This is a genomic window from Thermomonospora echinospora (genome assembly GCF_900108175.1).
In the GTDB taxonomy this organism is placed as follows: domain Bacteria; phylum Actinomycetota; class Actinomycetes; order Streptosporangiales; family Streptosporangiaceae; genus Thermomonospora; species Thermomonospora echinospora.
This window is the reverse complement of record NZ_FNVO01000004.1, coordinates 273,200-286,908: the sequence shown is the minus strand read 5'-3', so window position 1 is coordinate 286,908 and position 13,709 is coordinate 273,200. Positions and strand designations below refer to the sequence as shown.

At 73.7% G+C, this 13,709-nt stretch carries 12 protein-coding genes; 2 read left to right on the top strand and 10 right to left on the bottom strand.

Annotated features, from left to right (window positions below):
- Positions 1-73: 73 nt before the first annotated feature.
- Complete coding sequence (locus tag C4U03_RS11525) at positions 74-988, bottom strand: LysR family transcriptional regulator (protein ID WP_103937717.1); 915 nt, start codon at positions 986-988, stop codon at positions 74-76.
- 139 nt (positions 989-1,127) lie between these two features.
- Here C4U03_RS11525 and C4U03_RS11520 point away from each other — a divergent pair, with 139 nt between their 5' ends.
- On the top strand, positions 1,128-2,066 hold the full coding sequence (locus C4U03_RS11520) for an EamA family transporter (protein WP_103937716.1): 939 nt from the start codon (positions 1,128-1,130) through the stop codon (positions 2,064-2,066).
- Positions 2,067-2,112: 46 nt separating this feature from the next.
- Here the strand turns inward: C4U03_RS11520 and hemL are convergent, their stop codons facing one another.
- Entirely contained in the window at positions 2,113-3,408 is a 1,296-nt protein-coding gene (gene hemL / locus C4U03_RS11515) for a glutamate-1-semialdehyde 2,1-aminomutase (RefSeq protein WP_103937715.1), read from the bottom strand.
- A gap of 166 nt (positions 3,409-3,574) precedes the next feature.
- On the opposite strand from hemL, the gene C4U03_RS11510 reads away from it, so the two are divergent.
- Positions 3,575-5,311, top strand: coding sequence for a serine/threonine-protein kinase (locus C4U03_RS11510; protein WP_160146969.1), 1,737 nt, complete (start codon positions 3,575-3,577; stop codon positions 5,309-5,311).
- Between the two features lie 37 nt (positions 5,312-5,348).
- Here C4U03_RS11510 and C4U03_RS11505 read toward each other — a convergent pair whose 3' ends face one another.
- The 8 genes from C4U03_RS11505 to C4U03_RS11470 form a co-directional block, all read right to left on the bottom strand.
- Positions 5,349-6,008 (bottom strand): bifunctional DNA primase/polymerase, encoded by a 660-nt coding sequence (locus C4U03_RS11505; protein ID WP_103937990.1) that lies wholly within the window; start codon positions 6,006-6,008, stop codon positions 5,349-5,351.
- A gap of 254 nt (positions 6,009-6,262) precedes the next feature.
- On the bottom strand, positions 6,263-7,249 hold the full coding sequence (gene hemB, locus C4U03_RS11500) for a porphobilinogen synthase (RefSeq protein ID WP_103937713.1): 987 nt from the start codon (positions 7,247-7,249) through the stop codon (positions 6,263-6,265).
- A 37-nt stretch (positions 7,250-7,286) separates the two neighbouring features.
- Positions 7,287-8,867 carry a bifunctional uroporphyrinogen-III C-methyltransferase/uroporphyrinogen-III synthase gene (locus C4U03_RS11495; RefSeq protein ID WP_268817501.1) on the bottom strand — a complete coding sequence of 527 codons (1,581 nt, stop codon included), beginning with the start codon at positions 8,865-8,867 and terminating at the stop codon, positions 7,287-7,289.
- Positions 8,854-9,786 carry a hydroxymethylbilane synthase gene (gene hemC, locus C4U03_RS11490; protein WP_103937712.1) on the bottom strand — a complete coding sequence of 311 codons (933 nt, stop codon included), beginning with the start codon at positions 9,784-9,786 and terminating at the stop codon, positions 8,854-8,856. The genes C4U03_RS11495 and hemC overlap by 14 nt, the downstream gene beginning before the upstream one ends.
- A complete protein-coding gene (locus C4U03_RS11485; protein ID WP_103937711.1) occupies positions 9,783-11,087 on the bottom strand; it encodes a glutamyl-tRNA reductase in 1,305 nt (434 codons plus the stop codon). The genes hemC and C4U03_RS11485 overlap by 4 nt, the downstream gene beginning before the upstream one ends.
- Positions 11,084-11,845, bottom strand: a complete 762-nt coding sequence (locus tag C4U03_RS11480; RefSeq protein WP_103937710.1) for a redox-sensing transcriptional repressor Rex — start codon at positions 11,843-11,845, stop codon at positions 11,084-11,086. Before C4U03_RS11480 ends, C4U03_RS11485 begins: the two co-directional genes overlap by 4 nt.
- Before the next feature lie 304 nt (positions 11,846-12,149).
- Complete coding sequence (locus tag C4U03_RS11475; protein ID WP_200827197.1) at positions 12,150-12,416, bottom strand: glutaredoxin family protein; 267 nt, start codon at positions 12,414-12,416, stop codon at positions 12,150-12,152.
- On the bottom strand, positions 12,413-13,699 hold the full coding sequence (locus tag C4U03_RS11470) for a putative quinol monooxygenase (RefSeq protein WP_103937709.1): 1,287 nt from the start codon (positions 13,697-13,699) through the stop codon (positions 12,413-12,415). The genes C4U03_RS11475 and C4U03_RS11470 overlap by 4 nt, the downstream gene beginning before the upstream one ends.
- Positions 13,700-13,709 lie beyond the last annotated feature (10 nt).

Genomic DNA, 13,709 nt, shown 5'->3' with positions numbered 1-13,709 from the left:
GCCAGACTACCCGCGGACCGGGGCGCGCCCGTCCCCGGCCCGTTCCCGCAGGCGGACGCGGGGCGCCACGGAGCTACGCCGGGGCCGCCACGGCCGGCCGGGCGGACACGCGCAGAGCGTCGAGGGCGGCGCAGATGGCCGGACGGCGGGCGGCCTCCTCGCGCCAGACGGCGTAGACGCGGCGGCTGAGGCTGTGGCGCAGGGAGACGATGCGGACGCCCTCGGGGACGTCGCAGCGGCCCAGGCGGGGCAGGATGATGTTGCCGAGCCCGGCGGCGACCAGGGCGAGCTGGGTGGCGAACTCGTAGGCCATGTGGTCGATGCGCGGCTCGCTGTCGAACGAGCGCAGGGTGTGGGTCAGCCAGTCGCAGCAGATCGAGCCCGGCGTCGAGCTGATCCAGCGGTCCCCGGCCAGCTCCTTGAGGTCGACGACCTCGCGGTGCGCCAGCGGGTGCCCGGCCGGCAGCGCGACGTCGGCCACGTCCTCGCAGATGGCCCCCTTGACCAGGCCCTCCAGCACGGGGATGGGCTCGTTGTTCCAGTCCTGGACGATCGCCAGGTCGACGTCGCCCCGGGTGACCAGCGGCAGGCTCACCGACGGGTCGTACTCCCTGATCAGCACCCGCAGCTCGGGATGGGCGGCGCGCAGCGAGGCCAGCGCGGCCGGGATCAGGCCGCGGATCGCGGTGGGGAAGGCGGCCACCGACAGCTCGCCCACCACGACCCCGCGGTGCGCCTCCAGGTCGGCCTCGGCCCGCTCGACCAGGGACAGGATGCCCTCGGCGTGCGTGACGAGCAGGTGCGCCGCGTCGGTCAGCCGCACGCCCCGGCCGTTGCGCTCCAGGAGCTTCTGGCCGGTCTCCCGCTCCAGCTTGGCCAGTTGCTGGGAGACTGCCGAAGTCGTCACGTGCAGGGCCTCGGCGGCGGCGCTGACCGATCCGTGGGTGGCCACCGCGTGCAGGGCGCGCAGCCGATCCAGATCAAGCATGAAGCAAATCTAAACCGGAATATGCGCCGCTTCCACCACTCTCTTAACAGAATCTCTCCAGATCGATGAAGGATCACTGAAGGGTTCCCTCAAGAAATTCTTGCTTGTGCTTAACATTAGGGGGCGTCAGCATCGGAGGATGCGACCTCGTGACGTGCTGCTGGCCACCCTGATCGCGGCCATCTGGGGGTTCAACTTCGTGGTGATCGAAGTGGGCCTCGACAGCTTTCCGCCCCTGCTGTTCGCAGCGCTGCGGTTCGTGGCGGCGGCCGTCCCCGCGGTGTTCTTCCTGCGCCGGCCGCGCGTACCGGTGCGGTGGCTGTGGCTGGTCGGACTGCCGCTCGGGGTCGGGCAGTTCGGGCTGCTGTTCCTGGGGATGCGGATGGGCATGCCCGCCGGCCTGTCGTCGCTGGTGCTCCAGACACAGGCGCTGTTCACGATCGTCTTCGCCGGGCTGCTGCTGCGCGAGCGACTCGGTCGCCGCCAGGCGGCGGGCATGCTGGTGGCCTTCGGCGGCGTCGCGCTGATCGGACTCGACTTCGGGCAGGGCGGCCCGCTGCCGGCGTTCGTGCTCTGCGTGGTCGGCGCGTCCATGTGGGGGCTGGCGAACGTGGCGATGCGGCGGATGAACCAGACGGCCGCCGAGCCGGTGGACGCGCTGGCGTTCATGGTGTGGATGTCGCTGGTGCCGCCACTGCCGCTGCTGGCCCTGTCGCTGGTCTTCGAGGGGCCGGCCGCGGGCCTGCGGGCGCTGACGCACCTGACCCTCACCGGGGTGGGCTCGCTGGCGTACATCGCCTACCTGTCCACCCTGGTGGGGTTCGGGCTGTGGGGATGGCTGATGCGGCGGTACGAGGCGGGGACGGTGGCGATGTACTCCCTGCTCGTACCGCCGTTCGGGATCGTGTCGGCGATGCTGGTGCTGGGCGAGCGGGTCGGCGCGGTGCGCTGGCTGGCCGCCGTGCTCGTCATCGGCGGCGTGGCCGCCGGCAGCGTCCGGCGGTCGCGGCCGGCCCCGCCGCCCCCAGCGGAGCACCGGCCGGACGGGGACCGCCTGAGCCGTGTCGCGCGGGTCTGAGGTCCGGCGTGTGCTCAGGCGGCCCCGACCGGGCCCGGCGAGAGGCTCAGTCGCCCACCTCGGCGGCCGCCCGGGCCGCGCCGGGCATGGCCGACACGACACGGTCCAGCGCCGCGTCGTCGTGAGCCGCCGACAGGAACCAGACCTCGTAGGCCGACGGAGGCAGGTAGACCCCCTGGTCCAGCGCCGCGTGGAAGAACGCCGCGTAGGCCTTGGCGTTCTGCCGCTGGGCGGCGGCGAAGTCGAGGACCGGCTCGTCGGTGAAGAAGATCGAGAACAGGCTGCCGGCGACCTGCAGGCGGTGCGGGACACCCTCCTTGGTCAGCGCCTCGGTGGCGGCGCGGGCGACCACGGAGGCGGCGCGGGCGATGCCCTCGTAGACCTCCTCGGTGGCGTTGCGCAGGGTGGCCAGGCCGGCGGCGGTGGCCAGCGGATTGCCCGACAGGGTGCCGGCCTGGTAGACGGGGCCGGCCGGGGCCAGGTGGTCCATGACATCGGCGCGCCCGCCGAACGCGGCGGCAGGCAGGCCGCCGCCCATCACCTTGCCGAAGGTCATCAGGTCGCCCGGCACGCCCTCCAGGCCGTACCAGCCCGAACGGGAGGCGCGGAAGCCGGTCAGCACCTCGTCCAGGATGAGCAGGGCGCCGTACCGCTCGCACAGCGACTTCAGCAGCCGGTTGAAGTTGGGCTCCGGCGGCACCACGCCCATGTTGCAGGGGCAGGCCTCGGTGATGACGCAGGCGATCTCGTGGCCGTGCTCGCCGAACGCCAGCTCGACCGCGGGCACGTCGTTGTAGGGCAGCACGATCGTGTCCGCGGTGGTGGCGCCGGTGACGCCGGGGGTGTCCGGCAGCGCCAGGGTGGCCACCCCGGAGCCGGCGGCGGCCAGCAGAGCGTCCACGTGCCCGTGGTAGCAGCCGGCGAACTTGACCACCTTGCCGCGCCCGGTGAAGCCCCGCGCCAGCCGGATCGCCGACATGGTGGCCTCGGTGCCGGAGTTGACCAGGCGGACCTTGTCGACCGGAGTGCGGGCCACGATCTCCTCGGCCAGCTCCACCTCGCCCGGGGTGGGGGCGCCGTAGGAGGTGCCGCGCTCGGCGGCCCGCTGGACGGCCTCCACCACCGCCGGGTGGGCGTGGCCGAGGATCATCGGCCCCCACGAGCAGATCAGGTCCACGTACTCGTTGCCGTCGACGTCGGTGAGGTACGGGCCGCGCGCGGAGGCGATGAAGCGGGGCGTGCCGCCCACCGCCCGGAAGGCGCGCACCGGCGAGTTGACGCCGCCGGGCACCACCTCACCGGCCCGGTCGAAGAGCTGCTGGGAGAGATCGATGCCAGTCACTCCGCCAGTCTCTCAGTCGCAATCCGGTGAAGGCACTTGACCCGGGCGGCGAGGGGCCGATATCCACCCAATACCGATACGGGGTTCGCCGTCGACGACGGCCGCGATGTCCGGGCCTGTGGCCGATTGCCGGGCCGCACGAGCCGGAGGGAAGACGGAGAAAGTGGTGGACGGCTGGACGGTCCCGGGCTTCACGCACGTGGAGGAACTGGGGCGCGGCGCCTCCGGACGGGTGATGCTGGCCGTCGATGACATCACCCGGACCAAGGTCGCGATCAAGTACCTGGACGAACGGCTGGCGGCGGACCCGTCGTGGCTGACGGAGTACCGGGCGCTGGCCCGGCGGCTGTCGCAGTTGGAGGACCCCGGCATCGCCGAGCTGTACGACTTCGTGGAGGGGCCCGGATCCTCCAGCGCGGTGGTGATGCAGCGGATCGAGGGGGTCAGCCTGCGGCGGGTGCTGGACACCCAGGGCCCCACCGGCCCGCTGGCCGCGCTGGCCGTCTTCGGCGGCTCGCTGGCCGGGCTGGCCGCCGCGCACGCCGCCGGGGTGGTCCACCGGGACTTCAAGCCCGCCAACGTGCTGGTCGAGGCCGACGGCGAGGTCCGGATCACCGACTTCGGGATCATCCCGCCGCGCCACGCCAGGGCCGGTGAGGAGCCGCCCGGCACGCCCGGCTACCTGGCGCCCGAGCTGTGGGACGGCGCCCCCGCCTCGCCCGCCTCCGACCTGTACGCGGCGACCGTGCTGTTCTACGAGTGCCTGACCGGCCGCCGCCCGTACGACACCGGCGGCACCGGCGGCCGGGCGCTGGCGGCGCTGGCCAGGGCGCACCGGGAGACGCCGGTCCCGATCGAGACGGTGCCGGGGCCGCTGCGCGGGCTGATCGCGGCGGGGCTGGCCAAGGACCCGGTCACCCGCCCCGCCTCGGCGGAGGAGTTCCTGGCCGGGCTGGAGGAGGCCGCGGTCGCCGCCTACGGGCCCTCCTGGCAGGCCCAGGGACGCGGCAGGCTGGCGGAGATGGCCGCAGCGGCGGCGGCGGCCCCGCCCCCCACCGCGCCCTCCAGGACGGACTCCGACGGCTCGCAGCGGCCCGCTGGGAGCGGCAGGCGGCGGCTCGGGCCCGTCGTGGGGGCCGCCGCGGCGGTCCTGGTGATCGCCGCGGCGCTGGGCGCCGTCGCGATCAACTCCGCGGGCGGGGACGACGAGGGCGCGTCCGGCCGGCAGACCGCCTCCCCGACCCCGCCGACCGCCACCGGCAGCCCGCAGCCGACCCCGTCGGCCACCGCGCCCGCCACGGGCGCGGGCACGGCGCTGGCCGCGCGGATCGAGCGGACGGCGGCGCGGCGGCCCAGCGCGTCCTTCTCCTTCCGCCGGACCGGCTGCTGCGGCCCGGCGGTCAGCGCCAGGGGCCAGCTCCGGCTGCTGAACGGCCGCGATCCCGCCTACTCGATGCTCGTGTCGGGCGCCACCCCGCAGACTCGCCGCGCGGCCCGCACGATCCTGCTGGGCGAGACCGCCTACGTGCGGATCGGCGCGGACTGGCGGCCGGTCTCCTCGGCGAGCACGCAGCGGCAGGGCTACGCGCCGCTGGCGGCCGAGGTGCGCCGGAGCACCTCCGTGACGAGCGTGACCGCGCTGGTGAAGGAGAGCACCACACTGCGTCGGTCCGGGCACGTCTACCGGGGCGTCGCGCCGGTGGCCGAGCTGACCGACGGGCCGCTCTTCGGCGACCTGGGCCGCGCCACCGGGGCCAAGGAGGTGAGCTTCGTGCTCGCCCTCGACTCGGCCGGACTGCCCCGCCAGATCCGGATCACCGTCGGAACGGGCGCCAAGAGCGTCGTACTGACCACCAGCTATGCCGGCTGGGGCAAGCGGGTCTCGATCAAGGCCCCCCGCTGACCGGGGCCCGGGGGCGCGCCCCGGGCCGGTCGCGGCGTCAGGAGGCCACGGCCTCGCAACTGTCGGAGAGGATCTCCAGCACGCGCACGGGGTCGGGCAGCGGCGAGCCGTCCGGCGGGCGCAGCCAGGAGACCTCCCCTCCCGGCAGCACGGACGGGGGCGCGACCACGTAGCTCTCGCGGCAGTGCCAGCGCAGGCCGGGCGAGTCGGCGATGGTCTCCGGGGAGCAGTCCAGATGGCACGACCACCACTCGTCCTCGTCCTCGGGCGCGCCCCGGGTGGCCACGAAGAACAGGTGACGCTCCCCGCCCACGGCGGCGACCGGCCCGACCGGGCTGGTGGGGCCGGGGGCGGTGTACCGCTCGGCGATCCGCTCCAGCGCCAGGGCCCCCGCCGCGGCCGGCACGTCGAAGACGTCGAACACCCGCCCGGTCGGCAGGATGACGTTGGCCCGCGGGTCGTCGGCCCACCAGCGTTTGACCGCCGCCGGGTCAGTGGTGGCCTGCAGCGCCCAGGTCGCCGACACCGGATGCGCGCCCGGGGCGGGGCAGCCGATCCGGTCGCACGAACAGGCCCGGTCCCCATCAGCCGGCGCGTGCGCCCCCGGCGCGCACGCCCATCCCAGCGTCACGTACTCCTTGGCAGCGGCGCCGAGGCGGCTGCGCGCCCGTTGCCGCCTGGCCGAAACCGCCAGCATCATGGCTCCCCCCAGTTCGGCGGGCCGCCGGACGGTGGTCGCCTCCAGGGGCCCGCGAATGCCGGCGCGCGCGCCGGTGCCTCCGTCCTCCGTTACCCGATAATGGCCGCCGCCATTTCGAGCGGCCGCACCAACCCCGGGAAACGACACCAAGTGACTAGGTGCGCATGATCCTCACGGGACGGAGGTGACGATCCCCGGCGGGCGTCCCGGACCCCAGGCGCCACGCGCTCAGGACCCCAGGCGCCGGGCGTTCAGGACCCGAGGCGCCGTGCGACCTCGGTGGCCCAGTAGGTCAGGACCAGGTCGGCGCCGGCCCGGCGGATGCCGGTCAGCGACTCCATGATCACCCGCTCCCGGTCCACCCAGCCCTGCGCGGCGGCCGCCTCGACCATCGCGTACTCGCCACTGACCTGGTAGGCGGCCACCGGCACGTCGACGGCGTCGCGCACCCGGCGGACGATGTCCAGGTAGGGGCCGGCGGGCTTGACCATCACCAGGTCGGCGCCCTCGTCGAGGTCGAGCATGACCTCGCGCAGCGACTCGTCGGCGTTGGCCGGGTCCTGCTGGTAGGCCGAGCGGTCCCCGAACTGCGGCGCGCACTCGGCGGCGTCCCGGAACGGCCCGTAGTAGGCGGAGGCGTACTTGGCCGAGTACGCCATGATCGCCACATCGCGGTACCCGGCCTCGTCCAGCGCCGTGCGGATGGCGCCCACCTGGCCGTCCATCATCCCGCTGGGCGCCACCACCTGGACGCCGGCGGCGGCCTGCGCCACCGCGATCGAGGCGTACCGCTCCAGCGTGGCGTCGTTGTCGACCTCGCCGGACGGGGTGAGGATGCCGCAGTGGCCGTGGTCGGTGTACTCGTCCAAGCACAGGTCGGCCATCAGCACGGTGGCCTCGCCCAGATCGGACGACAGGTCACGCAGCGCCCGCTGGACGATGCCGTCCGGGTCGTCGGCCGCCGTGCCCGTGCCGTCCTTGACGGCGGGGACGCCGAACAGCACCAGCCCGCCCACCCCGGCGTCCACCGCCTCGTGCGCGGCCTTGCGGAGCGAGTCGGGGGTGTGCTGGACGACCCCGGGCATCGAGGCGACCGGCTGCGGCTCGGCGATGCCCTCCTTGACGAACATCGGCAGGATCAGGTCGGCCGGGGCGAGCCGGGTCTGGGCCACCATCCGGCGCATGGCCGGGGTGCGCCGCAGCCGGCGAGGCCTGGCGACGGGGAAACGAGCTGTCATGGTGTCTCGTACCTTCGAAATCCGGGGGGGTGCGCCATCACCTGCGTCTGCGGGCGCCGCGGCGCATCTGGCTCGGCTTGCGGAGCGGGTCGCCCGCCTCGATCTGGGCGGCCCTGCGCTTGGCACCGTACTCGGCCAGCGCCTCGGCCAGCGCCAGCGCCGACGGCCGGTCGGCCATCACGTCCACCCGCAGCCCGTACTCCTGCGCGGTCTTGGCGGTCTGCGGGCCGATCACCGCGATCACCGTGACGTTGTGCGGCTTGCCGGCGATGCCGATCAGGTTGCGGACGGTGGAGCTGGAGGTGAACAGCACCGCGTCGAACCCGCCGCCCTTGATCGCCTCGCGGATCGGCTGCGGCGGCGGCGCGGCCCGCACCGTCCGGTAGGCGGTGACGTCGTCGCACTCCCAGCCCAGCTCGGTCAGCCCGGCGATCAGCACGTCGGTGGCGATGTCGGCGCGCGGCAGCAGCACCCGGTTGATCGGGTCCAGGTCCTTGTCGTAGGGCGGCCAGACCTCCACCAGCCCCTCCCCGGACTGCTGGCCGGTGGGTACCAGGTCGGGGGCGACCCCGAACTCCACCAGCGCCCGGGCGGTCTGCTCGCCGACCGCGGCCACCTTCAGCCCGGCGAACGCCCGCGCGTCCAGGCCGTAGTCGTCGAACTTCTCCCGGATGGCCCGCACCGCGTTGGTGGAGGTGAACACCACCCACTCGTACCGCCCGGTGACCAGGCCCTTGACGGCACGGTCCATCTGCTGCGGGGTGCGCGGCGGCTCCACCGAGATGGTCGGCACCTCCTCGGGCACCGCCCCGTAGGAGCGCAGCCGCTCCGACAGCGAGGCGGCCTGCTCCTTGGTGCGCGGCACCAACACCCGCCAGCCGAACAGCGGCTTGGTCTCGAACCACGAAAGCCGGTCCCGCCAGCCCGCCACGTCCCCTACGATGATCATCGCGGGCGACTCCATCCCCTTGGTGTCGGGGACCAGGCGCTGCAGCGTGGAGACCACGGTCTCCTGCTCGGTGGTGGTGCCCAGGCTGGTCATCGCGGCCGGGGTGGAGTCGGGGCGGCCGGCGGCGATCAGCCCCTTGGCCACCTCCGCGACCATGCCCTCGGCGCCGAGGATCACCAGCGTCGCGTCCGGGGAGGAGAAGTCCTCCCAGTCGACGCCGCCCGCGGACGCGTCGATCACGCGGACCTCACGGGTGCGCGCGTCGGTCAGCGGGATGCCCGCGTACCCGGGCACGCCGGTGACCGAGGAGACGCCCGGGACGATCTCGAACGGCAGCCCGGCCTCGGCGCACGCGGCCGCCTCCTCGGCCATCGTGCAGGCCAGCCCGGGGTCGCCGCGGAACAGCCGGACGACGTTGCGCCCGGCTCGGGCGGCCGTGGCGACCTGTGCGACGGGGTCGCCCTCGGTGGCCTCCAGGACCTCCACGTCCTGGCGGCAGTGCGACAGCAGCCCGGCGGGACAGGCCGCGCGGGACACCACGACCGTGTCGGCCTGGCCGAGCTTGGCCGCGGCTCGCAGGGTCAGCAGTTCGGGGTCCCCTGGGCCCATCCCGACGAACGAGACGGTGCCCGGCGCGGTACCGCCGGTGCTGGTACTAGCGGGGCTCAATGTGACGCTCCCCCATCAACTGATCGGCCCCCTGGGCGAGCAGCCGGGCCGCCAGCTCGCGCCCGACCTCCTCGGCCCGCTCCGGGTGGCCGCTTGCGGAGAGCCGTACCTGGCGGCTGCCGTCGACGGCGACGACGCACGCGGTCAGGCGCAGGCTCTGTTCTACATCCGTGGTGTCCTCGACGGTGGCGTAGGCGCCGACCGGGGCCGAGCAGCCCGCCTCCAGCACCGCCAGCACGGTGCGCTCGGCGGTGACGGCCGCCCTGGTGGCCGGGTCGTCGACCGTCGCGAGCAGCTCGATCAGGTCGGCGCGGTCGGCGCGGCACTCCAGCGCCAGCGCGCCTTGGCCGGGCGCGGGCAGCATGGCGTCGGGGTCGAAGACCTCCGCGACCGCCTCCCGCCGGCCGATCCGGCCCAGGCCCGCGTACGCCAGCACGATCGCGTCCAGCTCGCCGTCGGTCACCTTGCTCAGCCGGGTGTCGGCGTTGCCGCGGATGGGGACCACCTCCAGGTCCCGGCGCAGCGCGCGCAACTGGGCGACGCGGCGCGGCGAGCCGGTGCCGACCCGGGCGCCGTGCGGCAGGTCGGCCAACTTGGCCGGGCCGCACAGGGCGTCGCGGGGGTCGTCGCGCCGGTAGACCGCGGCCAGCGCGATCCCCTCGGCGGGTCCAGTGGGCAGGTCCTTCAGCGAGTGCACGGCGAAGTCCACCTCGCCGGACAGGATCGTGTCCCGCAGGGCGCTGACGAAGACTCCCGTGCCGCCCATCTGGGCCAGGTGGGCCCTGGAGACATCACCTTCGGTCGTTACCCCGACCAGCTCCACGGCATGCCCGGTGAGCCGGCTCAACACGTCGGCGACGTGTCCGGACTGGGTGGTCGCCATCAGGCTCTTGCGGGTGCCCAGGCGCAGTGCGGTCATGATGCGGGTCCTTCGATATCCGGGCGGGCCACGGCCTCGGGCGCCTTGGGATCCAGGTCGAACAGCTCGCGCAGGGCGACGGCGTAGGTGTCGCCGCCGGGCGCCGCCGCCAGTTCCTTGACGCGGACGGTCGGCGCGTGCAGCAGTTTGTCGACCACCCGCCGTACGGTCTGGGCGATCTCGGCGCGGTCCCGCTCGTCGAGGGCGGGCAGTCGTCCCGTCAGCCGGGTCAGCTCGGCCTCGACCACCTCGGCGGCCTTGCTGCGCAGCGCCACCACGGTGGGCGCCACCGCGGCGGCGCGGGCGGCGTTCAGGAACGCGGCCACCTCGGCGGCCACGATCCGGCGCACCGCCTCGACCGCCCGGGGGCCGACCGCCTGGGCGGCCTCCTCGGCGGTGCGCAGGTCGTCCAGCCCGGCCAGCGCCACGCCGGGCAGGGTACGAACGGCCGGGTCGACATCGTGCGGCAGCGCCAGGTCCAGGAAGAAGCGCCGTTCCCCCGTCGCCGGGACCTGCTCGGCGGTGATCACCAGGCCGGCGGCGCCGGTGCAGGAGACCACCAGGTCGGCCTCGGCCAGCGCGGCCGTCAGGTCCGTCAGCTCGATCGCCCGGGCGGGCACCTCGGCCGCGGCCGCCAGCCGCTCGGCCCGCGCGTAGGTGCGGTTGGCCACGACAATCTCGCCGACCCCGGCGCGGGCCAGGGTGGCCACCGCCAGGCCGCTCATGGACCCGGCCCCCACCACCAGCGCACGCCGTCCGGTCAGCTCGCCCAGGTGGCCCTCGGCCACGTTCAGGCCCACGCTGACCAGGGACGCCCCGGCCTGGTCGACCCCGGTCTCCGAGTGCGCCCGCTTGCCGACCCGCAGCGACTGCTGGATCAGCTCGTGCAGGTCACGGCCGACGGTGCCCTCGGTCTGGGCCAGCTTGAACGCCTCGCGCATCTGGCCGAGGATCTGGCTCTCGCCGACCACCATCGACTCCAGCCCGCAGGCCACCGAGAAGGCGTGCTGGACGGCGCGGTCCTCGTAGTGCACGTACAGGTGCCGGGCCAGGTCGTCCAGCGGCAGCCCGGAGTGCCGGGCCAGCAGCTCGGAGATGTCGGAGACGCCGCCGTGGAACTTGTCCACGACGGCGTAGACCTCGACCCGGTTGCAGGTCGACACGATCAGCGCCTCGGCCACGTGCGTCGACTCGTGCACCTCGTGCAACAGTTTGTTCAGTGCGTCACCGGTCGCGGCCGCACGTTCGAGCATGGCCACCGGCGCGCTCCGGTGGCTGAGCCCGACCACCAGGATGGTCATGCCTCAACCGCCTCTATGTACTGCTTGGTACCCGGGGGCCCTTCCCCCCGCGGCCGGTCGCCGGGGCCGTCCAGTTCCCCCGCCCAGCCTCCCTCGCCCGGTCCGCCGGCCTTGCGTTGCTCGTGGAACGCGAGGATCTGCAACTCGATCGACAAATCGACCTTACGCACGTCCACACCCTCCGGCACCGAAAGCACGACGGGGGCGAAGTTGAGGACGCTCGTCACGCCCGCCGCCACTACACGATCGCACAAACTCTGGGCCGCCGCCGCCGGCGTTGCGAGCACGGCGATGGAGACCCCCTGCTCGGCGACAACGCTTTCCAGGTCGTCGATATGCCGGACGGTCAGCCCGGAAATGCGTTCGCCCACGACGGACTCATCGGCGTCGAGCAGGGCCGCCACCCGGAAGCCGCGGGAGGCGAACCCCCCGTAGCCGGCCAGCGCGCGGCCGAGGTTGCCGACCCCGATGATGGCCACCACCCAGTCCTGGGTGAGGCCCAGCTCACGGGAGATCTGGTAGACGAGGTACTCCACCTCGTAGCCGACGCCCCGGGTGCCGTACGAGCCCAGGTGCGACAGGTCCTTGCGGAGCTTGGCGGAGTTGACGCCGGCCGCGGTGGCGAGCTCCTCGGAGGAGACGGTGGCCACTCCCCGTTCCTGCAGGCTGTGCAGCGCACGCAGGTAGACCGGCAGCCGTGCCACCGTGGCTTCGGGAATCCCGCGCTCGGCGCGGGTGCGGTTGTGTCGACGTGTCACGGCCTGCTCTTCGGGGCTTGACGCCAGGACTGTGTCTGACCAGGCCCGCCATGCCGGCGGTCCGGCCGGACCCTGCGACCCGGCCTGGCCGCCCCGGGCCGTCCATCAGATTAAGCCTTTGTGAACACGCGCACAAAGTCCGCCCCGGCCGCCCCACCCTGGCGGCAGCCGGTACGACAGGACGTCTCCGCAGGTCAACCGGGGTGCGGAGGGATCCGGACAGAACAGGAAAGGGTTAAACATCCAGGCATGAATGTGACCCACGGAACACATTCCCGGCTCCGGGCGAGCCCGGACCGGCCCGTCAGCGGCCGCGCCGGGCCTGCTCGACGGCGGCGCGCAGCCGCCGCTCGTCCACCCGCCAGAAGTCGTGCTGGACGCCGTTGACCAGAGTGACCGGGATCTGCTCCCAGTACCGCCGGGTCAGCTCGGGCGACCGGGTGATGTCCTCCTCCTCCCAGGCCACGCCGAGGTCGGCGGCCACCCGGACGATCACCTCGCGGGCGTCGTCGCACAGGTGGCAGCCCGGCTTGCCGAGCAGGGTGATGGTCACCGGAACGGAGTCGGTCACGGGTAGTCCTGGACGGTCGGCGCGGGCAACGACACGACCTTGCCCGCGGTCAGGCTGAGCTCGATCACGTTGGTGGCCGCCACGTAGGGCCGGGACTCGGCGGCGAACCGCTGCACGTGCGGCAGCCGCTGGTGCTCGGCGAACGCGGCCTGGTCGCGGAACAGCCGGTAGACGATGCGCTGGGAGGGCGCGCCCGGCACCTCGTGGCAGGTGAAGATCAGGATGTCCGGCTCGGCCTCGCGGGCCGCGCGGACCGCCTCGGCCGCCAGCCGGTCGAACGCCTCGCCACGGCCGTCCATCAGCGTGTAGACGGTGATCTGCCCGCACAGCGGCGTGCCCGGCCGTTCCCCGGCGGGCAGGCGGGCACCGGCGGGCATCGCGGGGGGCATCGCAGGGGGCGGCGGCTGCTTGGCCTGCGGGGGCACGGGTGGCCGGGCGTGCGCCGGAGGCTGCACCTGGGTGGCCGCCGGGTCGGCGTAGGGCTGCTCGTCGTAGCCGGTCGGGATCTCGTAGCCCTGGTCGGCGGGGGCGCGGTCGTGGTAGCCGTCGTCATAGCCGGCGGCGTACTCGCCGTCGTACTCGCCCTCCTGGTACTCCTCGTCGTAGCCGTCCTCGTCCGTCCCGGTCTCCGGCAGCATGCGGGTGACGCCGAACCACACCAGCCCGGCGGCGCCGGCCAGCGCCAGGGCGGACAGGAAGCCGGGCAGGAACCCGCGGGTGCCGCTGACCACCAGGACTCCGGCCAGCGCCACCAGCGCCACCGGCATCAGCAGTTCGTAGGCCGCACGGTCCTGCTTGCCGGCCCGCAGCGCGATCACCACCAGGCAGGCCACCAGCGCGATCACCGCGACCCCGTGGGCGACGTCGATCAGCAGCAGCGGCAGCGAGTCGTAGTGACGGCCCGGATTCGGCAGCGACTTGTCGAAGGAGCCCTTGAGCGGATCCAGCAGCAGGATCACCACGGCCACGACCGAGTAGGAGGTGCCGAACAGCCAGCAGGCGAACCGTAGTTGCATCACCCCGGCGATCAGCACCGTCATCCCCAGCGCCAGCCAGACCGGGGCGATCAGCGCGCCCCCGACCTCCATCAGCCGGAACAGGAAGCCGCCGAAGCCGACCAGGAAGCCCAGGGTCATCCCGATCAGCGCGACGCTGATGCCGCCCATCGTCAGGCACCAGGCGATCAGATATGGCAGCCGTTCTTTCTTGGCGCGAAGGATCAGCAACCCGGTGGCCGCCAAGGCACCAAGGGTCGCCAGCAGCGCCGGGATACCTTGAACCATCGCGCCCTAT

What these genes read in the sequence shown, in the direction of transcription:
- C4U03_RS11525 (WP_103937717.1), bottom strand. Translation starts at nt 988, where the DNA reads ATGCTTGATCTGGATCGGCTGCGCGCCCTGCACGCGGTGGCCACCCAC.
- C4U03_RS11520 (WP_103937716.1), top strand. Translation starts at nt 1,128, where the DNA reads ATGCGACCTCGTGACGTGCTGCTGGCCACCCTGATCGCGGCCATCTGG.
- C4U03_RS11505 (WP_103937990.1), bottom strand. Translation starts at nt 6,008, where the DNA reads ATGCTGGCGGTTTCGGCCAGGCGGCAACGGGCGCGCAGCCGCCTCGGC.
- hemB (WP_103937713.1), bottom strand. Translation starts at nt 7,249, where the DNA reads ATGACAGCTCGTTTCCCCGTCGCCAGGCCTCGCCGGCTGCGGCGCACC.
- hemC (WP_103937712.1), bottom strand. Translation starts at nt 9,786, where the DNA reads ATGACCGCACTGCGCCTGGGCACCCGCAAGAGCCTGATGGCGACCACC.
- C4U03_RS11485 (WP_103937711.1), bottom strand. Translation starts at nt 11,087, where the DNA reads ATGACCATCCTGGTGGTCGGGCTCAGCCACCGGAGCGCGCCGGTGGCC.
- C4U03_RS11470 (WP_103937709.1), bottom strand. Translation starts at nt 13,699, where the DNA reads ATGGTTCAAGGTATCCCGGCGCTGCTGGCGACCCTTGGTGCCTTGGCG.